General features: G+C 48.6%; 16 protein-coding genes. 4 read left to right on the plus strand and 12 right to left on the minus strand.

The genetic code is table 11. The features are described 5' to 3' along the window. Positions 1 to 14 precede the first annotated feature (14 nt). Positions 15 to 926 carry a cysteine synthase A gene (gene cysK / locus NNX04_RS08630; RefSeq protein WP_007643143.1) on the plus strand — a complete coding sequence of 304 codons (912 nt, stop codon included), beginning with the start codon at positions 15 to 17 and terminating at the stop codon, positions 924 to 926. A gap of 141 nt (positions 927 to 1,067) precedes the next feature. On the opposite strand, the gene NNX04_RS08635 is transcribed toward cysK, so the two are convergent. Then, on the minus strand, positions 1,068 to 2,615 hold the full coding sequence (locus tag NNX04_RS08635) for an alpha-N-arabinofuranosidase (protein WP_315973091.1): 1,548 nt from the start codon (positions 2,613 to 2,615) through the stop codon (positions 1,068 to 1,070). A 233-nt stretch (positions 2,616 to 2,848) separates the two neighbouring features. Here NNX04_RS08635 and dinB point away from each other — a divergent pair, with 233 nt between their 5' ends. Beyond that, a complete protein-coding gene (dinB, locus tag NNX04_RS08640) occupies positions 2,849 to 3,916 on the plus strand; it encodes a DNA polymerase IV (protein ID WP_261948156.1) in 1,068 nt (355 codons plus the stop codon). Positions 3,917 to 3,949: 33 nt separating this feature from the next. On the opposite strand, the gene NNX04_RS08645 is transcribed toward dinB, so the two are convergent. Beyond that, the gene (locus NNX04_RS08645; protein ID WP_261948157.1) at positions 3,950 to 5,239 is read right to left on the minus strand and encodes a glycoside hydrolase family 26 protein; all 1,290 of its coding nucleotides are present in this window, start codon (positions 5,237 to 5,239) and stop codon (positions 3,950 to 3,952) included. Positions 5,240 to 5,512: 273 nt separating this feature from the next. Continuing rightward, positions 5,513 to 5,863, minus strand: coding sequence for a pentapeptide repeat-containing protein (locus NNX04_RS08650; RefSeq protein ID WP_007643153.1), 351 nt, complete (start codon positions 5,861 to 5,863; stop codon positions 5,513 to 5,515). 490 nt (positions 5,864 to 6,353) lie between these two features. Between NNX04_RS08650 and uxaC the strand changes: the two genes are divergently transcribed. Together uxaC and NNX04_RS08660 are read left to right on the plus strand one after the other, a co-directional pair. Further along, positions 6,354 to 7,769: a glucuronate isomerase gene (gene uxaC, locus NNX04_RS08655; RefSeq protein ID WP_007643155.1), complete on the plus strand. Its 1,416-nt coding sequence runs from the start codon at positions 6,354 to 6,356 to the stop codon at positions 7,767 to 7,769. A 122-nt stretch (positions 7,770 to 7,891) separates the two neighbouring features. Continuing rightward, positions 7,892 to 8,848 carry an AEC family transporter gene (locus tag NNX04_RS08660; protein ID WP_261948158.1) on the plus strand — a complete coding sequence of 319 codons (957 nt, stop codon included), beginning with the start codon at positions 7,892 to 7,894 and terminating at the stop codon, positions 8,846 to 8,848. A gap of 8 nt (positions 8,849 to 8,856) precedes the next feature. On the opposite strand, the gene NNX04_RS08665 is transcribed toward NNX04_RS08660, so the two are convergent. From NNX04_RS08665 to NNX04_RS08705, 9 genes are all read right to left on the minus strand, one after another. Continuing rightward, positions 8,857 to 9,738 (minus strand): SMP-30/gluconolactonase/LRE family protein, encoded by an 882-nt coding sequence (locus tag NNX04_RS08665; protein ID WP_261948159.1) that lies wholly within the window; start codon positions 9,736 to 9,738, stop codon positions 8,857 to 8,859. Positions 9,739 to 9,837: 99 nt separating this feature from the next. Then, a complete protein-coding gene (locus NNX04_RS08670; protein ID WP_261948160.1) occupies positions 9,838 to 11,403 on the minus strand; it encodes a sodium/sugar symporter in 1,566 nt (521 codons plus the stop codon). Positions 11,404 to 11,579: 176 nt separating this feature from the next. Beyond that, the gene (locus NNX04_RS08675; RefSeq protein ID WP_007643165.1) at positions 11,580 to 12,365 is read right to left on the minus strand and encodes an SDR family NAD(P)-dependent oxidoreductase; all 786 of its coding nucleotides are present in this window, start codon (positions 12,363 to 12,365) and stop codon (positions 11,580 to 11,582) included. A 90-nt stretch (positions 12,366 to 12,455) separates the two neighbouring features. Further along, on the minus strand, positions 12,456 to 13,166 hold the full coding sequence (locus NNX04_RS08680; RefSeq protein ID WP_151058738.1) for a FadR/GntR family transcriptional regulator: 711 nt from the start codon (positions 13,164 to 13,166) through the stop codon (positions 12,456 to 12,458). Positions 13,167 to 13,380: 214 nt separating this feature from the next. Next, the gene (gene phoU / locus NNX04_RS08685; RefSeq protein WP_081489713.1) at positions 13,381 to 14,103 is read right to left on the minus strand and encodes a phosphate signaling complex protein PhoU; all 723 of its coding nucleotides are present in this window, start codon (positions 14,101 to 14,103) and stop codon (positions 13,381 to 13,383) included. Between the two features lie 20 nt (positions 14,104 to 14,123). After that, complete coding sequence (gene pstB, locus NNX04_RS08690; RefSeq protein ID WP_007643172.1) at positions 14,124 to 14,900, minus strand: phosphate ABC transporter ATP-binding protein PstB; 777 nt, start codon at positions 14,898 to 14,900, stop codon at positions 14,124 to 14,126. A gap of 70 nt (positions 14,901 to 14,970) precedes the next feature. Further along, the gene (gene pstA, locus NNX04_RS08695; RefSeq protein WP_261948161.1) at positions 14,971 to 16,659 is read right to left on the minus strand and encodes a phosphate ABC transporter permease PstA; all 1,689 of its coding nucleotides are present in this window, start codon (positions 16,657 to 16,659) and stop codon (positions 14,971 to 14,973) included. A gap of 15 nt (positions 16,660 to 16,674) precedes the next feature. Beyond that, positions 16,675 to 18,966, minus strand: a complete 2,292-nt coding sequence (locus NNX04_RS08700; protein WP_261948162.1) for an ABC transporter permease subunit — start codon at positions 18,964 to 18,966, stop codon at positions 16,675 to 16,677. Positions 18,967 to 19,146: 180 nt separating this feature from the next. Beyond that, complete coding sequence (locus NNX04_RS08705; RefSeq protein WP_040392338.1) at positions 19,147 to 20,118, minus strand: PstS family phosphate ABC transporter substrate-binding protein; 972 nt, start codon at positions 20,116 to 20,118, stop codon at positions 19,147 to 19,149. Positions 20,119 to 20,296 lie beyond the last annotated feature (178 nt).

Consider the following 20,296-nt stretch of genomic DNA (forward strand, 5'->3'; position numbering starts at 1 on the left):
CACGAGGGAACCTTATGAAATTCGATAATATTCTGCAGACTATTGGCAATACTCCACACGTTCGCATCAACCATCTATTTCGCAGTGACATCGAAGTCTGGATGAAGGTCGAACGTTTCAACCCTGGCAGTAGCATTAAGGATCGTATCGCCCTGTCGATGATTGAAGACGCCGAAGCCAAAGGCATAATCAACAAAAACACCGTCATCATCGAACCCACCTCAGGCAATACCGGTATTGGTTTGGCGCTGGTGTGCGCGGTAAAAGGTTACAAATTAATTCTTACCATGCCGGAATCTATGTCGGTCGAGCGCCGCAAATATATGAAGGCACTGGGGGCAGAATTAGTACTCACGCCCAAAGAACTGGGCATGGGCGGCTGCATTGCCAAAGCGAATGAAATACTCGCGGAAACACCGAACAGCTGGATGCCACAACAATTCAATAACCCGGCAAATGTGGAGATTCACCGCACCACCACCGCTCGCGAAATTCTTGCCGACTTTCCCGATGGCCTCGACTACATGATTACCGGTGTCGGCACCGGCGGACACATTACCGGCTGCAGTGAAATACTCAAACAAGCTTACCCGCACTTCCAAACCTTCGCGGTGGAGCCGGAAAAATCCCCGGTGATTAGCGGTGGTCAAAAAGGTTTGCACCGTCTGCAAGGTATTGGCGCCGGTTTTATTCCCCAAGTATTAAACAAAGAAACACTCGACGGCACCATTCTGGTGAGTGAAGAAGCAGCGTTTGATATGACTCGCCAGTGCGCATTAAAAGAGGGGATTTTTGTTGGCATTTCCTCCGGCGCCACCCTCGCCGCCGTTGCCCAAAAACAAGCAGAGATGAAAGCCGGCAGCCGTGTACTTATTTTTAGTTACGATACCGGCGAGCGTTATTTATCAATTGAGGATTTGTTTTAGAAAATCCAAAAAATTCTAGATTGAAATGACGTAATGAGGTGCAATGAAGGGGCGTAATAAAAAGGGCGCAATAAATTGCGCCCCTACGAAATTACAAAATGGTTTTATCTTGTAGGGGCGCGATTTATCGCGCCCTTTTGTTTATTCCACCGCCACCACAATAACCGCTTTGGCAGGAACTTCTATCGCCAACTTGCCATTGGTCGCTTGCGCAGCAAAAGGTGCTGGCTTGATGTTCTCTGGTGCCGCAAAAGTATTGTGGGTATCCATTGCCGCTGCAGTCAGAATTTCACCCTTAACAGCATTCAAATTAATACCTGCAAGATTAATATCAACAGTCTCTGCCTGATTTGGATTAGCGTTGACCAAGGCGATATAAATTTTGCCATCTTTTGCGCGTGCCGCCGTTGCACTCACCGCCGGGATTGAGGATTTACCGAGCTTGTAGCGCGCTACGTTTTTCAGCTCAATCGGCAGTGAAGTTGCATCCTGAAATGGTTTGTACATTTTGAACACGTGATATGTCGGAGTGAGGATCATTTTTTCCTTGTCCGTCAAAATCATCGCCTGCAATACGTTAACCATTTGCGCAATGATACTCATGTGCACACGGTCAGCATGTTTGTGGAAAATATTGAAGTTGAGCGCAGCTACAATCGCATCGCGCAGGCTGTTTTGTTGATACAGGAAGCCTGGATCGTCATCGCCAGTTACGTCGTACCATGTGCCCCACTCATCCACATAAAAACCAACTTTTTTCTCCGGGTCGTTTTTGTCCATCACTTTTTTGTTGTTGACGATGAACTCATCCATTTTCAGGGTGTTCACCATAGTGGACATCCATTCACTTTCGGGGAAACCCGTCGCAGCACCTTTTTTCACCCAATCGCCAGTCGGCAAGGTGTAGTAGTGGAAACTCACAGCATCCATACGCAATGCCCAATTGGGTTTCACGTTGGCAGTCAGGTGATCCGCCCAGCTGGTGTCTTCAGTGTGGCCGCCGCTCGCAATTAAAACAGGCGTATTGTCTTTTGGTGTTTTGAGGAAGCTGGCGTATTGCTTGTAAAGATGGGTGTAGAACTCGGGGGTCATATTGCCGCCACAACCCCATGCCTCGTTACCAATCGCAAAATAATGCACACGGAAGGGTTTATCACGGCCGTTTTTGCGGCGCAGCTCAGCAAGCGTGGATTTACTGTCCGAGGTCATGTACTCCAGCCACTCTGCCATCTCCTGCGGGGTGCCGGTTCCCAGATTGCCGTTCACGTAGGCTTCCGCGCCAAGCATTTCAACCAGGTCGAAGAACTCATGCGTGCCTACTGCGTTATCTTCTATCACGCCGCCCCAATTGGTATTAACACGTGCCGGGCGTTCGCCACGCGGGCCAATGCCTTCACGCCAGTGATATTCATCGGCAAAACACCCGCCAGGCCAGCGGATCAACGGCACCTGCAATTCTTTTAAGGCACCAACCACGTCATTACGCCAACCCTTGGTGTTGGGAATGGAAGATTCGGGACCAACCCACAGGCCTTCATAAATCCCCCGGCCCAAATGCTCGGCGAATTGACTGTAGATGTTTTTATTGATGACCGGACCGGTTTTGGTGGTATCGATTTTGACTTGGGTGTCGGCCAGAGCAGCAATGCTCATGCCCAACCCGAGGGCCATTACCAATGGTTTTATCATTCTCATAGATGTCTCCTATTTGTTGTTATCTATCTAACGCCGCCGTCTGTTGAACATCGGTTAGTAGCGAGCATAAAGGCAAAAAGGTCTTATTGTCATACAAGTTAACCTAAATTTACGACATCGCATTTCAATGAAAATAGATTCATAAGTGAAAATAGATGACAGGCACCAAATACTGTATTTAAATACAGCCATCTTATTAACTATGCCTCCACTGCTGCCTTTTCACCATGCGCAAAATCATTCACTGCGATGCCGATTGTTTTTTTGCCGCGATAGAAATGCGCGATGACCCAAGCTTGGCCCGTCGCCCGATTGCCGTGGGCGGTAGCAGCGATCGGCGCGGGGTTATCTCCACCTGCAATTACGAGGCGCGCCGCTTTGGTGTGCACTCCGCCATGCCCTCCAGTACCGCGATGCGTCTCTGTCCGGATTTATTGATCCTGCCGCACCGTATGGATGCTTATCGCGAAGCTTCGCAGCAAATGCGCAACATTTTTTACGACTACACCGATTTAATCGAGCCACTCTCGCTGGACGAAGCGTTTCTGGATGTCAGCGACTGCAAGCACCACCAAGGCAGTGCAACCCTTATCGCCCAGGAAATTCGCGCGCGCATTCAACGGGAAATTGGCATCACGGTTTCGGCGGGCATAGCGCCCAATAAATTTCTCGCCAAAATCGCCAGCGATTGGAACAAACCCAACGGCCAGTTTGTGATTACTCCTGCACAAGTAGATAGCTTTGTGGCGCAACTGCCAGTGAAAAAGATTTTTGGCGTGGGCAAAGCCATGGCAAGTAAATTAGCAGAACTCAGTATTTTTACCTGCGCCGACTTACAAAAACTGTCGGTGTTTGAATTGTCGCAGCGCTTTGGTCAAATGGGTTCGCGCCTGTACAAATTAAGCCGCGGGATAGATGAGCGGGAATTAACGGTAGACCGACGTCGCAAATCACTCAGTGTAGAAAATACTTTCGCAAAAGATTTACAAAACCTACCGCAGTGCTTGCATGAACTACCAGCACTCAGCCAACAACTGGCAATACGTTTACGTCGGGTGGATGATGATTACAAAATCATAAAACTGTTCGTAAAAATAAAATTCTCTGATTTCAGCACCACCACCATTGAGCGCAGCGCAACCGGCATTCAACCCGATGAATTTATCGCCCTGTGCAGCGAAGCCTATCACCGTAAAGAACAACCGGTACGCTTGCTCGGCGTGGGAGTGAGGTTTATTGATTTACGCGAGCACAATCATTTTGTGCAATTGGAGCTGTTTAATCGGTCGGCATAACAGCGGCCTCATTGCGAGGCCGCCAAGAACCAGTTATTTAGCAACCGTTTTAATAGTATAAACCCCGGATATATCGCGATTAAACGCGGTGAAGTCATCGCGATAAAATTCGCGGAAATCTTCCAGGGTACCGTTTTGAATATTCTCCTCGCGGTTGGCAGGCACCCAGTAATGGGGAACATTTTTACCATCTGGCCCGGGTACACCTTCCGGTGCGTTGCGCCAGGTGAGCAGGAAAGAAATATTACGCGCATCCTTATCCGCTTTTAGACCTGCAATTAATTTCCGATACCATTGATTGTCGTATTTACCGGCTTCGATATCCGGAGCGCGAATACCAATCTCGGAAATCACTGGAATTTTCCCACGCGCATCAGCCATGCGTGCTACCAGAGCAGCATTATCCACTACATTCTTAAACCAGTTTTCATTGTTCTCCACTTCACCATAGGTATCAAAACCCAGCACATCTACATAGGCATCACCAGGGTAGCGCAGCAAATAATTTTCTTCCGTCACTTCCCAAAAATTATTGGGTGAGTAGGCGTATAAAAAATTGTGTACGCCTTTGGTATCGCGCAGGTATTCCACGGTGTACTGATACAGTTTTTTATATTGCTCGGGGGTGGATTGCTCCTCGCCCCACCAAAACCAGCTGCCGGTATTTTCGTGCAGAATGCGGAAAATCACTGGAATCAACACGCCGTTTTCATCCTTCAAATTATTCGCCCATTCGGCTAATTGATCCAGGTAACCGTTATAAACGGCGTTGGCTTCACCGCCCGGTAAGGCGGCAACTACCGCAGGGGTTTTATCCCAGGAAGTACCCACCGGCCACTCGCCTTTTTGTTGATCGGTAAGGGGATTATCGAAATGCGAACTCACGGTGATAATGCCACCGCGCGCGTAAGCTTTTTTGACTTGTTCTACCACATCGCCTTCCATTTTGGGACTGACGATAGAAAGCGTATCCCACCCGTAAACGGCCGCAAAATCGCCAACTGCATTAAAGGTATCGGATTGTGTACCGTCTGTTGTAGTGATGGTTAAACCCTGGGTGGTATCGTGCTGGTGACCAAACATAATCGACTGCTTACGTTGCGTTTGCATAAACGCGAACAGCGAACGGGTTTCCGCCGTTGCCTGTTTATCTACCAGCGATACTTCCACTGCCGCTACTTCTTGCACAGCAGCAACACTGCTGACACTTTGCAAAGCAGTAGTAGGATTTTCCGCAGGCTTGCAGCCTATTAATGTCGCCAGCGCCAGCATGGCAATAGCGAGCCTTGCAGCGAATGGCCGCACTAAAAACATTTCTTTCATTGTTGTTGTCCTCTGACTAAATCTCTTTGTAATGGCGTTTTTTATCAATGCTATCGACAAAGAAAATGAATCGTTTCAATTAATCGGGTTAGCTATTTTTTTATAAATGCTTTTTATAAATATATTTTTATAGGTCACTTTGGATAAGTCACTTTCTATATATAAAGGATCGGCTGTTGTGAATTACTAATGCAATCGGGTGATTGGCTGGCTGCAAACCATCCAATCACCCGATTACAAAAAGATCTGTTGCGCTAAAGTAAAACAATCGCTCTAGCGAGCGTTGTAACGCACGCGTATACCTATATCGTAAGAGAGCCGCAATTCTTCGGCGCTAATTTCACGCGGGAAAAACGCGCCGGAAAAATGTGCCTGACAAAAACTCGCGCCCTCTAATTGGGTATTGCGAAAATCTACCCCGCGGACATCCGCTCCCCGGAAATAAGCATCGCGCAAGTCCAGGCCATCGGCGTCCAGCTCACGTAAATCCAAACCGCGAAAATCGCCGCCGCGCAACATGCCCTCTTTTACTTCGCCGCGTGCTTTGCGTTGATTAAATTCCGCAACCCGCTCCGTTTTTAATAATTGATAGAGAGGGTTCTGATGAATAATGGGTTTACTCATAATGGGCTCCGTGAACTACGCTGTTTTTTGAAAACGCAACGATAACATTGCTGCTCTCACCGCACTTTGACTATAGCCCAAGATGCCAATCCTGCTTAACCGATTACCAGCTTCGCAGCATTATAATGTAAACGATTACACCCGTGTTTAAGAAGTGTAATGCCAGCATTAAACTCTTATGCTGCAGGTTGGTATTTTAAACGGCAAGCGTTACACTTATCGGCAAGCTGCAACATAGCGGCGCAACCCAACCAATAACAAATCCATGTTGGGTATTCATCTAGCCTTTTGGCAGGCAATCCTCGGTCAAACTTATCCCCTCGGGCGCAACCCGATGGAATAAAAATCTTCAACCAGTCTCCCTACACACAGGTTGGCCGCTCAGTGTTTGAGCAGGGCCATCAGAGGCGTTGAGCGTAAAAATTATCTTGCCATCGCACAGCCTCACGCAGGATTGCTGTCGCTTCGGCATTATTGAGGAATTGTGAGAATGAGCTTTATCCACGACGACTTTTTGCTCGACACCGAGCAGGCCAAAGTACTCTTTCATGAGTACGCCAAAAACATGCCGATCATTGATTACCACTGCCATCTTCCCCCCGAGCAAGTAGGTCAAAATAAGCAATTCAAAAACCTTACTGAAGTCTGGCTGGCAGGCGACCATTACAAATGGCGCGCCATGCGCTCCAATGGTGTGAATGAACGTTTCTGTACTGGCGATGCCAGCGATTGGGAAAAGTTTGAGCAGTGGTGTGCAACCGTGCCTTACACCTTGCGCAACCCGCTTTACCATTGGACGCATTTGGAGTTGCGTAAACCCTTTGGCATTACCGATCGCCTGCTCGATAGCAGCACCGCCAAACGCACTTGGGATGAATGTAACGAACTGCTCGCCACCCCGGAATTCAGCGCACGCGGTTTGATGACGCAAGCTAATGTGAAATTGGTATGCACCACCGACGATCCAATCCACGACCTGGCGCATCACAAAAGTGTTGCCGCCGACAGCTCGTTTAAATCAGCGATGTTGCCCACCTGGCGCCCCGATCGCGCGATGATGGTGGAAGACACCGAAGCCTATAACAAATATCTGGATCGCCTGGCGATTGCGGCCGATGTCAACATCAATACCTTTGACGATTTGATCAACGCGCTGGATATTCGCCACGATTACTTCCACGCGAACGGCTGCCGTTTGTCGGATCACGGTTTGGAAACTGTCTATGCTGCGGACTACACCGAAGCAGAAATCAAAACTATTTTCCTGAAAATTCGCAGCCATAAAAATCTCGATGCAGTGGAAATTGAAAAGTTCCAATCAGCGATGATGGTGGAATTTGCGTTGCAGGATCATAAAAAAGGTTGGGTGCAACAATTCCACATTGGTGCGATTCGCAACAACAACCCACGCTTGTTCCGCACCTTGGGGGCAGATACCGGTTTTGATTCTATTGGCGATCACAATTACGCTAAACCACTGGCGAAATTTTTGGGCCGGTTGGACGATCAGAACAAACTCGCCAAAACCATTATTTACAACCTGAACCCGCGCGATAACGAAATGATCGGCACCATGATTGGCAACTTCCAGGACGGCTCTGCCGCTGGCAAGATCCAATTCGGCAGCGGCTGGTGGTTCCTGGATCAAATGGATGGAATGACCCGCCAGATTGAAGCCCTGAGCCAATTGGGCTTGCTGAGCCGTTTTGTGGGCATGCTCACCGACAGTCGCAGCTTCCTAAGCTATTCACGCCACGAATATTTCCGCCGTATTCTGTGTGGCATGTTGGGCCGCGATATGGCCAAAGGTCTGGTGCCCAACGACACCAAGATGGTTGGCAAAATGATTCAGGACATCAGCTTTAATAACGCGAAAAATTATTTCCCGTTTGTCGTACCTGAATAAGTATCGGAATAAACTGCTCCTGAATAGTTTTTCCCCACGCGATAATGGCCTGAGCAATTAGTGACAGGCATGCGATAATAAAGCCCGGCTCGCCGGGCTTTATTATTTATTGGGAAATCACTTTGCTCACTAACGCTCTCACCACCTTTTCCTTTGCTTTTGGCATCACTGCGCCCATTTTTGTGGTGCTGTTTCTCGGTGTACTGCTAAAAAAACGCGGCATGATTGACGATGCCTTTATCAAAAGTGCGTCCGGCCTCGTTTATAACATCGGCCTGCCGGTCATGTTGTTCACCACCAGCGCCAGCGCCGACGTTAACCATATGGCCGATGCAGGTGTATTAATTGCATTTGGGGTGATGACCTTGCTGGTATTTGCGGGCAGCTTGCTTACCGCCCATTGGTTTACTCAGGAACCACGCGACCATGGCGTGATTGTCCAGGGTGCGTTTCGCGGCAATTTGGTGATTTTGGGGCTAGCCTTTTGCGCCAATGCTTACGGTGAACGTGGTTTGGCTACAGCCGCTTTGCCAGTCGCAATGACCGTGGTGCTTTACAACGTCCTGTCCATTTATGTGTTGAATCGCAGCTTGCAGCGCAGCAGTAACTCCTTCAAAGCCACACTCAAAGACATTGTTAAAAACCCGCTTATGCTGGCGATAGTCGCTGGGCTTTTGTTCAACGCCAGCGGATTAAAAATGCCTGTTATTTTGCTCGACAGCGGCAAATACCTAAGCCAAATGGTGTTACCACTGGCACTGATTTGTATTGGCGGTGCGTTGGATTTATCGCAACTAAAACGCGTGGACGCAGCAACTCTTAGTGCGACACTATGGAAACTAGTGATATCGCCACTGCTGGCTTGCGGCATAGCGATTGGCTTGGGTGTGCGCGGTGAAAACCTCGCCATTTTGTTTGTACTGGCCGCGTCCCCCAGCGCCACCGTCAGTTTTGTGATGGTGCAGGCGATGAAAGGCAACGCTGTGCTCGCAGCGAATATTGTGGTGCAGACAACGCTCTGGTCGCTGTTCAGCGTGACCCTGGGTTTGTGGTTATTGGAGATATTGAATTTTATTTAACGCGAGAATCAACCAAACCAATTTTCTGTTAAACCGGTAAAGGGTGTAGCAAAAATAAATAAATTGCCCGCTTGTGGTTGCTGTTTCAACGCTTCATCACTCAAGCCGACGCGCGCACTGGTTACGGCCAATACATTTAATTGCTCACCACCAAATGCCACACAGGTTGGTTGCGTAACAGGTAAATCCAATACCAGATTTTTACTACCGTCCGGCGCATAGCGCACCACTTGGCTGCCGCCCCATTGCGCGTTCCACACATAGCCTTCTGCATCGACACAGGCACCATCCGGCTCTACCCCAAGTGCAGTGTGGGCAAAAATTTCCGGGTTAGATAATTCGCCCGTCTGCGCATCAAAATCATAAACCCGCAATGAGTGTGTGGGCGAATCGGCGTGATAAAGCTTACGCGAATCCGGGCTCCAGCAGAGCGCATTGGAAATCATCAAACCGCTAAAATGTTGGGTGACGGAATAATCCGTATCCAAACAATAAAGACCCGCACTTTGTTCTTCACTGGTACGATTCTCCACTATCGAACCCATCCAGAAGCGCCCTTGCCGATCACAGCGACCATCGTTGGAGCGATTTCCACTAATACCCTCTTCTGGCTTCGCAATCCATTCAATTGCACCGGTTGCAATATCAAACCAGGCAAATCCTGATTCAAATGCAGCGAGCAGACGCGCATCGTTTTTCGCAAAGGCAAAACAACATAAGCGTTCAGGCAAATCAAAATGCATCAGTTTTTTAGTGGCCAACGCATAGCGATAGAGTTTTTTACTGTGAATATCCGTCCAATAAAAGCAGCCATCCTGATGATTCCATTGCACGCCCTCACCTAACTGATTAGCACAGGGAACGGTATCGATAAGTGTCAGTGATGTCATGGTCAGCTCTTGGTAATCCAGTGAGGGCAAAAAAATAATAAGCCGTAAAAAAAACGCCCCAAGCGGGGCGTTTTTCAGGTGGCGCAAGTGATACGCAGCTTACCACCAGGTAGCGTAGATCGCGATCAGGATTAGGATGACTCCCATCGCTGCAACATTAAACCCGCCAGTGGTTTTGAAGCTAACATCGTGCAAATCAATCGCATTGGCCTGCTCTTTAGTGCCGCTGAGCAAAGTGATAGCCGCTGCAACAATACAGCAAAGTATAAACACTACACCCACACGATCCATAAACGGAAATTCAGGTAGGAATTTGTAGAACAGCGCAGAGAAAACCACTGAACCAATTGCCGCTGCCAGCGCAGAGTTAGCGCTGGCTTTTTTCCAGAAGAAACCAAACAGGAAAATCACCACAATACCTGGCGTAAAGAAGCCCGTAAATTCCTGAATAAATTGGAATGCCTGCTGAGATTGCCCAACTAATGGCTTGGCCAGCAAAATCGCAACAACCATGGCGATCAATGCCGTCATACGCCCTACAAATACCAGTTTGTGTTCGCTCGCTGCCGGATTCACCAACTTCTTGTAAACATCCATGGTGAAAATAGTAGAGATACTATTGCTCATAGAACTGAGTGAAGAAGCAATCGCGGCGACCAGTGCAGCAAACGCAATTCCCAACAAACCATGTGGCAATAATTTCATCATTTCCGGATAGGCTTGGTCAGCTTTAGCCAGATCCGGGGCCAGCACTACGGCGCAGATGCCAGGCAATACCACAATAATTGGCACAAATAATTTTACGTAGGCAGCAAACGCCATACCTTTTTGCGCTTCCTGCAAACTTTTTGCCGCCAGTGCACGCTGGATAATGTATTGGTTAAAGCCCCAGTAGCTGATGTTCATAATCCACAGACCACCAATCAATACTGAAATACCGGGCAAGCTGATGTAGTTGGGGTTATCTTTCGACAAAATCATGTCGAATTTTTCCGGGGCTTTTTCCATCAGGGTGGTAAAACCTTGAATAACACCGTTGTCGCCCGAGATTTGGTTCAGCGCCAAATAGCTTACGAATAAACGGCCCAACACCAACATAATCACCTGCACTATGTCTGTCATGGCAACCGCTTTAAGACCGCCATAAACCGAGTAAGCCATAGAGAAAAGCACCAGGAAGATCATTCCGTAAATCATGTCTACGCCGATAAATTGTGAGATTGCCAAAGACCCCAAATAGAGCACAGAGGTCAGATTCACAAAGGTATAGAGCGCCAGCCAGAAAATCGCCATGATGGTGCGCACGCGGCCATCGTAACGGTTCTCCAAAAATTGCGGCATGGTGTAAATGCCCTTGGCGAGGAAAATCGGCAGGAAATATTTTGCGATCACAATCAAGGTTATTGCTGCCATCAGTTCGTAAGCGGCGATCCCCATACCAATCACAAACCCCGAACCAGACATACCGATGATTTGTTCAGCGGAGATGTTGGCGGCGATTAAGGATGCACCTATCGCCCACCAAGGCAGGGATTTGCTGGCAAGAAAATAATCGTTAGCGTTTTTTTCGTGGCCTTTTTCGTCACGCGACACCCAATAGGCAACAAAGAGCAGAATCAGGGTGTAGGCAACCAATACCCCGATATCGAGTCCGTTTAAAATCATATTGACCTCTGTGTAGTGATGCTGTGGTTGGAGAGCATCTTGTTATTAAAAAATTTTGTTTTTATTGGCGCTTATCAACCCGATAAAAATTGAACAGCCCCTTAAACAAGAAGCATTCATCAGGATCACTAATGAATGCTTCCAGGTTGTCTTGCTGCACTACTTAACCGCAGTGCTTAAATCCGGCCACCGTCCACAATAAATTCTTGAGAGGTGATCATGGCGGAGTCATCCGCCGCGAGAAAGAGTGCCAGGTTCGCCACGTCGTGTGCGCCCAAACGTTTCTTGAGACACACGCGTTTCATTAATTCTTCTTCCTCTTCCGGCGATAACCATTTTTCCAACTGCTTGGGTGTTGCCACCCAGCCGGGCAAAATGGAGTTCACACGAATATTATCTTGACCATAGTCCGTGGCCAGCGCTTTGGAGATTCCTAAAATTCCGGCTTTCGCCGTGATGTAACTAGCCAAATTTGGCGGACCAAATTGCACGTTGATGGAGCTGATATTGATAATCGAACCGCCACCTTGTAACGCCATCATCGGCTGTACCGCCTGCGCCGCAAAAAACGCCGGATGCAGGTTAATCGCCAAACTGCGATGCCAACGCTCTTCGGTCATCGCGCGGGTGTCATAACGCTGATCGTTAGCGGCGTTGTTAATCAGCACACTAATATCACCATTCACGACGCATGCATCCGCGATACTTTGCTGTAACGCCTTGATGTCACTCACATCGCAAATTTCAAACCAGGGGCGGGCATAACCCTGCCGCTCGATTGCATCACACAGTTCAATGGCGCCCTCGGCATCTATATCGACAAAGGCAACCCGTGCGCCCTGCGCCGCAAAGGCTTCAACCAACGCGGCACCGATACCGGTTGAACCGCCGGTAATAAATACGCTGCGCCCCTGCAGGCTGGCGTAGCGGGTATACCCTGTATGGGCTGAGTAGCTATACATGTTGATCTCTCTCCGGATTCACGCGGCGTTAGGCTGTTATGAGCTTAGGCAGAATCAATCAACCTGAACAGGTATTTTTGATCACTGCACTCATGCAGGTTTAACCAGAGATAAATTAATCAATTGCATTACTTCTTGCAGCAACACTTTTACCGCCCTGCTCGCCTCCTCCTGATCACCCGCACAAATGGCGTCATAGATGCGTTTGTGATCATCGTAGTCAGCGGTCAGTACACCTTTAAGCTGGTTGGTACTGGCGATACTCACACGCAGCGCAACCTGGATGAAATCGCGCAACTGAAAAAAGAAGCGGTTGTTGCCTGCCGCGAGAATGGCGCAGTGAAACTCAATATCGGCCGTGAGCGGATCATCTAATCCTTCATCGGCACGCTTCATACGCGCCAGCGCATCGCCAATCGCTTTGATACGTGCGGTGTCCTTGTTGTTTTCAGCAGCCAATACCGCTGCTTCCGGTTCAATGGCCATACGCAGTTGGGTAAATTCACGCAGCAGCTCCAGCGAGGGGCGCGCATTGAGTGTCCAACCCAGCACATCGGCATCAAACATATTCCAGTGGCTGCTCGGCATGACCCGAATGCCCTGGCGTGGCCGCGAGGCAATCAAACCTTTAGCCGTCAGCATTTTTACCGCTTCGCGCGTGACGCTGCGGCTGATATTAAATTGTTGCGATAACTCCGCTTCCGTCGGGAAGGATTTATCAATCGCATATTGACCTTGAACAATTGCCGCACCCAATTGATGGGTTAACTGGTGTGTAAGATTACGCCCTGTGTCCAGCATAGTTAATTAGCCTATTTATATTATATATTTGTTGGGTATCCGACAAGCATTTCCTGGTGGTTGAGACGCCAAAAAATGCATTTTTTAATATCAGAAGCCACTTTTATGTTGACCCTAAAAACAAAAACCCGCGCCTTAACGCAGACGCGGGTTATTTAACAAGAGGCAGTGGCTTTAGTCACGCAAAAAATGCGGCGCGCGCCAAATGACGGGCTTATTCGTCTTTGGCGTTCACATTTTCGGTGATCTGCTCCAGATTGGCGTGGCGAACATCCTCACCATTAACCAAATAGATGACGTATTGCGCCAGGTTGCGCGCGTGATCGCCAATGCGCTCCAACGCCCGCAGTGACCACATGATGTTGAGTACCCGCGTAATACTGCGCGGATCTTCAATCATAAAAGTGACCAGCTCGCGCATCGCCGTGCTGTATTCCATATCTACCTGTTTATCGGTTTGCACCACCGTGAGCGCCAACTGCATATCCAGACGGGCAAATGCGTCCAATGCATCTTGCAACATGTGCGACACATGACCACCAATATGGCGCACCTCAATATAACCGCGTGGCGCCAAACCATCTTTATTCATGGCGATAGCTTGACGGGCGATTTTAGTCGCTTCATCGCCGATACGCTCAAGGTCGGTAATCGCTTTGGTAACGGCGATAACCAAACGCAAATCGCTCGCGGCCGGTTGACGACGGGCGAGAATACGCACGCACTCTTCGTCGATTGTCACTTCCATGGAGTTGACTTTGGTATCCGAGCGCACCACTTGCTCGGCGCGCTCCACATCGGCATCAATCAGCGCTTGAATTGCATCGTTCACCTGACGCTGAGCCATACCGCCCATTTCCGACAGATGAGTACGAATCGCCTCCAGTTCTATGTTGTACTGTTGGGAGATGTGGTGAGTGTGACTTGTAATATCCATAACCATGATGCGCCTCCGCATTAACCGTAACGGCCAGTGATGTAATCTTCGGTTTGTTTTTTACTCGGGTTGGTAAAGAGCGTATCTGTCAGATCGTGCTCAATCAAATCCCCCATATACATAAACGCCGTATAGTCAGACACCCGCGCCGCCTGCTGCATATTGTGCGTCACAATAACAATGGTGTACTGATGTTTTAATTCGTTGATCAGTTCTTCAATTTTCAAGGTTGAAATTGGATCAAGCGCCGAGGCGGGCTCATCCAACAAAATCACTTCCGGCTCAATTGCAATCGCACGCGCGATCACCAAGCGCTGTTGCTGCCCGCCTGATAAACCAAATGCATTGTCGTGTAGTCGATCCTTTACTTCATCCCACAGCGCAGCACCTTTAAGTGATTTCTCTACCACTTCATCGAGCACACGCTTGGATTTAACCCCCTGCAAACGCAAACCATAGGCCACATTTTCATAAATCGATTTAGGAAAGGGGTTGGGCTTTTGAAACACCATACCCACTTGACGGCGCAACTCAGCAACATCGACACTTTTTTCGTAAATGTTATCGCCGTCGAGCAAAATCTCGCCTTCAACACGACAGGAGTCAACCAAATCGTTCATGCGATTAAAACAACGCAACAGGGTTGATTTACCACAACCAGACGGACCGATAAACGCGGTTACCTTTTTCTCTGGAATTTTCATGCTCACGCTATTCAGCGCGCGCTTCTGACCATAAAACAAGTCCAGATTTTTTACTTCCAGCTTGGTGGGCTCTGCTAATAAAGTCGGGCTCATAAAAATTGCCTGTATAAAATTCAAATAAATCGATGTGTGTACTATTTATCAACTCACAAGCGCAGTGCGATTAATCCGACGCACTGCGGTATTTCTCACGCAAATCATTGCGAATTTTTATCGCAGTAATATTCAAGGCGATGATCAACAAAATCAGCGTCAGAGACGTTGCATAAACCAATGGCCGCGCAGCTTCCACATTCGGGCTTTGGAAGCCGACATCGTAAATATGAAAGCCCAAGTGCATAATTTTTTGATCCAGGTGCAAATAGGGATAATTGCCATCAATTGGCAGTGCAGGTGCCAATTTCACCACCCCCACCAACATCAGTGGCGCCACCTCACCTGCCGCACGGGCAATCGCCAAAATTAATCCAGTCATCATTGCCGGTGTTGCCAGAGGTACAACTACCTTCCACAGTGTTTCTGCTTTAGTTGCTCCCAGAGCCAAACTGCCTTGACGAATAGTACTGGGGATGCGCGATAAACCTTCTTCGGTAGAAACGATAACAATTGGCAAGGTCAAGAGTGCAAGCGTGAGCGATGCCCAGAATAAACCTGGTGTACCAAAGGTTGGCGCCGGCAGTGATTCCGGATAAAACAACTGATCGATATTGCCACCGAGAATATATACAAAAAATCCCAAACCAAATACGCCGTACACAATCGATGGCACGCCCGCAAGGTTGTATACCGAAATGCGGATAATTTTTAGCAGCGTGCCTTGCTTTGCATATTCACGCAGATAAATAGCGGCGAGAATACCCAGCGGCGTAACCATAATTGACATGACAATCACCATAGTAATGGTGCCAAAAATAGCCGGGAAAATACCCCCTTCGGTATTCGCCTCGCGCGGCTCATCGCTCAAAAATTCCCACACACGTTCGGCGTACTGACCCAGTTTTTGTACCGGGTTCATTACATTGGGGCGAGTGACACGTACTATATGATCAAAAGCGATAACGGCTTCTTTGCCATCAGCAGTGCGCACCAATAATTTATCGCGGGTCGCTTGTGCCAATATGTCATCACGCGTTTTTTTAATAATCGCATACTCAGCTTCAAGCGCGGCGCGACGCTCGGAAAAATTCACATCGGCAGTGGCCAACGCTGTGCCGGTTACACCATCCAATTCCAAACCGCGACGCTCAAGGCGCAAATCATCCATGCGCTTGTTGATACGACCTATATCGACTTTTTCAATGCGATGAATTTGCGCATGTAAATCCAATGCGCGCGCCAAGCGCTGATCCAATTGCTCCCAAAAATCCTTGCTGCCCAACTCACTGACCAGTGTGTTGCCCTCTTTAATCGCAACCGGATAACCGTAAAAATTACCCCACTCGCGCCGTTCAATGGAGACTGCATTTTCCGGGTACTCCCATGGTTTCATGCCAATATCCAGATACCACACAAAATCACGCCCACTAATATCGCGATTACCCATTTTAAAAAGGTGGCGAGTAATTAATTCAACGTCTGATTCAATTTGATAACCACCATCGCGCGCAACGGCAGCTGGAATCACTTCATCGCGTACAGCTTCGCCCATAATGATGTGTGTTTGGCCGCTGCGATCAACAATACTGGTTTGCAAAATATCAGCCGGCCAAAAATGACCAAATCCGCGCACTGCAATCAAACCAAGCAGCCCAACAACCATGATCATACACAGAGCAACAGCACCGCCGTTGAGCCATATCCAGGGCGATCCACTGCTAAACCAGGAACTATTTTTACGCGTTAATTTTTTCATCGGATTCACCACCAATTACAGATTGCTATAGCGCTGACGCAGTCGCTGACGAATAACTTCAGCAAGCGTGTTCACCACAAAGGTCAATGCCAATAGCACCAAAGCTGCAAGAAATAAAACGCGGAAATGGGTGCTTGCAACCGCCGTCTCCGGCAACTCCACCGCGATGTTGGCCGAGAGTGTGCGCATGCCTTCAAAGATATTGAAATTCACCACAGGACTATTACCAGTAGCCATAAGCACAATCATGGTTTCACCAACAGCGCGACCAAACCCCATCATCACCGCGGAAAAAATTCCAGGACTGGCCGTAGGCAACACCACACCAACAACTGTCTGCCAGCGTGTTGCGCCAAGCGCCAATGAGCCCTGTGTTAAATGGCGGGGCACACTGAACACCGCATCTTCAGCAATGGAAAAAATTGTTGGGATAACAGCAAAGCCCATTACTATGCCGACCACCAAAGCATTGCGCTGGCTGTAGCTAATACCGTTTTCAGTAAACCACTGACGCATACTGCCATCAAAAAACCAGATCTCCGCTAAAGGGCTGGCGGCGATACAAGCCCACACGGTGAGAATAATCGGCAGCACTAGAATGACAGCTTCCCAACCCTCAGGTACGCGGTTGCGCAGCGAATCCGGACACCGGCTCCAGAGATAGCCCGTAATTAGCATAACAATCGGCAATAAAATCAAAATACTGAATATTGCTGGCAAATGATTTTCGATAAACGGTGCGAGCCACAAACCTGCGAGGAAACCTAAAATAACAGTGGGCAATGCAGCCATAATTTCGATAGTGGGTTTAACAATGCCGCGCAATTTGGGCGTCATAAAATAGGCGGTATAAATTGCCCCCATCACCCCCAAAGGTACCGCAAACAGAATCGCGAAAAATGCAGCTTTCAACGTGCCGATAGAAAGCGGAACAAAACTCATTTTAGGTTCAAAATTATCGCTGCCCGATGATGCCTGCCAAATGTATTCCGGTGCATCGCGCCCTTCGTACCACACTTTTTTCCAGAGCGAGCTGAAAGAAACCTCGGGGTGTTTGTTCCAGACATCGGCCACACTCAGGTTATTAGCGTCATCCAACCACAAGCTGCGATTGTGAATGGGAGAAATAGCAAGCTGCTGAATAGGTTTATCACTCACCGACTCAATTAATAAGGTGCGCTGGGAGGTAGCGTAGTAAATACCGATATTGCCTTTGTCGTCGCCAGCCCAGAAACCGCGACGCGCATGCTCAGGTGTGATACGGGTGATGGCGCCATCCAACGCCTCAAAACCACGTACATATTTCAATTCATAAATGTTGTCGGCGTTGCGAACCAGAAACCATTGGCTCAGAGCGCCCTTGTCGGTGCCAATAATGAGCGAGGCAGTTCCCACCAAAAACTCCATACGGGTTACTTTGCCATCAGGAATAGTCACTGGTGCCTGAACTTTTACAGCGCTAGGGTTGATGATGCTGTAGAGCAATAATTGCGACTGATCTGTAGCAATCACTAAATGCTGGGCACCGCTATCAATCTGCATAGATACGGGCTTACTGCCATTTGGAAGCGAGGGAAGCGCTATCACTTCCTGACTGATACTGACTTCCCCGGTAATCATATTTTGACTGCTGCTAAAAATAGCGAGCAGTAGACGCTCATCTACCGTCATGGCCGCTAATAAAATACCGCTGGAAGTCTCTTGTACGGCTAGCTGGGTAAGCGCTGCACCTTGGTCATCCAAGGTTAAGGGAGAATCACCCAAGGGATACACCAAACTCGGTGTGATTTGGCGTTTATCGTTTGGATAACTGAGCGCGTAATTGGCTTTGGTTATTGATACCTGGCCATTGCTGTAACCATAAGCAACCAGACCGTAATCAGGCGTACTGGTCGCCATACTGGTAAAACTCACATCAGCGGCGCGCGATACCTGGGCATTAAGCACTTGGCTGCCATCGCTGACATTAAAAAAATGCACTGCGCCGCTACGCTTGAAACTGGCCCCAATTTCTTCGTAGCGTTCCAGCGTGAGGTATTCAGTCGGGTCGGAGGCCTGCTGTTGCAACTGGGCGGGCGTGTAGCTGTGCAAGGGTTCAACCGAGGCACCACGAAACAAGGGAGCAATTTCGGAGAATAGATAAAAGAAAATTAAACCGAGTGAAAATACTACCGCGAGTCCGGCAGACATCACCCCGTAGCGCGATAGCTGGTCTTTAAATTTGCGAATGTTGCGCAACTTGCTGCGCTGCTCGCGATTGGGCATCAGGCTCTGGATTGGCTTTGCCGCTGTAATGGGTTCGGACATGGTCTACTCACCTGTTTTATCGTCTGGCGCAAGAATCCTAACAATCAAAGATGACACTTTTGTTACAAAAACCCGAAACCGTCATCTGACTGTCATATTTACCCTGGCTCTATCTATAAAAAAACGCCGAACAAGTCGGCGTTTTTATGGGTAACACAAGAAGCTCCAGGCCCGCGCTGATTACTTCTGCAATTCAGCCAGTGCTTTGTTGGCCATTGACGCAGGCAGCGGGATATAACCATCGCGCACTACGGTTTCCTGGCCTTGCTTGGAAAGAATCAACTTCACAAACTCTAACTGAATCGCATCCAGCGGGCGGTTCGGATGCTTGTTGATATACATGAACAACACACGTGACAGCGGATAGGTTCCATCCAGCGCGTGAGTTGCATCGGCAGTAACGTAAGGCTGCCCATCTTTCTTGGACAGAGGCACGGCGCGCACACCTGAAGTGATGTAGCCAATACCTGAGTAACCAATACCGTTGATCGATTCAGACACACCCTGGACTACAGATGCAGAACCTGGTTGCTCGAGAATGTTGGATTTGAAATCACCTTTACACAGGGCTTCATCTTTGAAGTAACCATAAGTACCAGAAACGGCATTGCGGCTGTACATGGTGAAATCACGATTTGCCCATGCACCGGTCAAGCCCACATCACCCCAACGAGTCAGGTCTTTGGCACCACCACATTTGCGGGTTGCCGAGAAAATGGCATCCACTTGAGGAATACTTAAACCTTCGATCGGGTTGTCTTTGTTTACGTAAACTGCAAGTACGTCAATCGCTACCGGTACAGCGGTGGGTTTGTAGCCATGCTTGGCTTCAAACGCCTGGATTTCCTCGGTTTTCATTGCGCGGCTCATAGGCCCGAAGTTAGCAGTACCTTCGGTTAAGGCCGGTGGTGCAGTTGAAGAACCAGCACCTTGAATCTGGATATTGACGTTGGGATACCACTTTTTGAAATCTTCAGCCCAAAGGGTCATCAGGTTGTTGAGTGTGTCAGAACCGATTGAGTTGACGTTACCTGATACGCCAGTGGTCGCCTTGTACTCTGGCAGCGCTGGATCAATTGCAGCCTGCAATGCAGTAGCACAAACCATAGAGCCGGCAAGAACCAACCCCTTCATAATTTTCATAGCGTTCATAGAGCGCTCCATCTGTGATTACATGAGTAATAAATAGTGTGTCTACCTGTGAAGAGTTGTCCCTTCAGTGAGACTTACTTTACCCAGCAAATATGACAGTTATGTGACCGGAGGAAATTTTTGTCACAAATGTGTCGCACAAATGTCATACAGCCAAACCAGGGTTATACCGCCACCC

The sequence above is a fragment of the Cellvibrio sp. QJXJ genome, from assembly GCF_024452345.1.
GTDB lineage: Bacteria > Pseudomonadota > Gammaproteobacteria > Pseudomonadales > Cellvibrionaceae > Cellvibrio.

Bases quoted from the DNA above. Each gene is read 5' to 3' on its own strand.
- cysK (WP_007643143.1), top strand. From the start codon at position 15: ATGAAATTCGATAATATTCTGCAGACTATTGGCAATACTCCACACGTT.
- NNX04_RS08635 (WP_315973091.1), bottom strand. From the start codon at position 2,615: ATGATAAAACCATTGGTAATGGCCCTCGGGTTGGGCATGAGCATTGCT.
- dinB (WP_261948156.1), top strand. From the start codon at position 2,849: ATGCGCAAAATCATTCACTGCGATGCCGATTGTTTTTTTGCCGCGATA.
- NNX04_RS08645 (WP_261948157.1), bottom strand. From the start codon at position 5,239: ATGAAAGAAATGTTTTTAGTGCGGCCATTCGCTGCAAGGCTCGCTATT.
- NNX04_RS08650 (WP_007643153.1), bottom strand. From the start codon at position 5,863: ATGAGTAAACCCATTATTCATCAGAACCCTCTCTATCAATTATTAAAA.
- uxaC (WP_007643155.1), top strand. From the start codon at position 6,354: ATGAGCTTTATCCACGACGACTTTTTGCTCGACACCGAGCAGGCCAAA.
- NNX04_RS08665 (WP_261948159.1), bottom strand. From the start codon at position 9,738: ATGACATCACTGACACTTATCGATACCGTTCCCTGTGCTAATCAGTTA.
- NNX04_RS08670 (WP_261948160.1), bottom strand. From the start codon at position 11,403: ATGATTTTAAACGGACTCGATATCGGGGTATTGGTTGCCTACACCCTG.
- NNX04_RS08675 (WP_007643165.1), bottom strand. From the start codon at position 12,365: ATGTATAGCTACTCAGCCCATACAGGGTATACCCGCTACGCCAGCCTG.
- NNX04_RS08680 (WP_151058738.1), bottom strand. From the start codon at position 13,166: ATGCTGGACACAGGGCGTAATCTTACACACCAGTTAACCCATCAATTG.
- phoU (WP_081489713.1), bottom strand. From the start codon at position 14,103: ATGGATATTACAAGTCACACTCACCACATCTCCCAACAGTACAACATA.
- pstB (WP_007643172.1), bottom strand. From the start codon at position 14,900: ATGAGCCCGACTTTATTAGCAGAGCCCACCAAGCTGGAAGTAAAAAAT.
- pstA (WP_261948161.1), bottom strand. From the start codon at position 16,659: ATGAAAAAATTAACGCGTAAAAATAGTTCCTGGTTTAGCAGTGGATCG.
- NNX04_RS08700 (WP_261948162.1), bottom strand. From the start codon at position 18,966: ATGTCCGAACCCATTACAGCGGCAAAGCCAATCCAGAGCCTGATGCCC.
- NNX04_RS08705 (WP_040392338.1), bottom strand. From the start codon at position 20,118: ATGAACGCTATGAAAATTATGAAGGGGTTGGTTCTTGCCGGCTCTATG.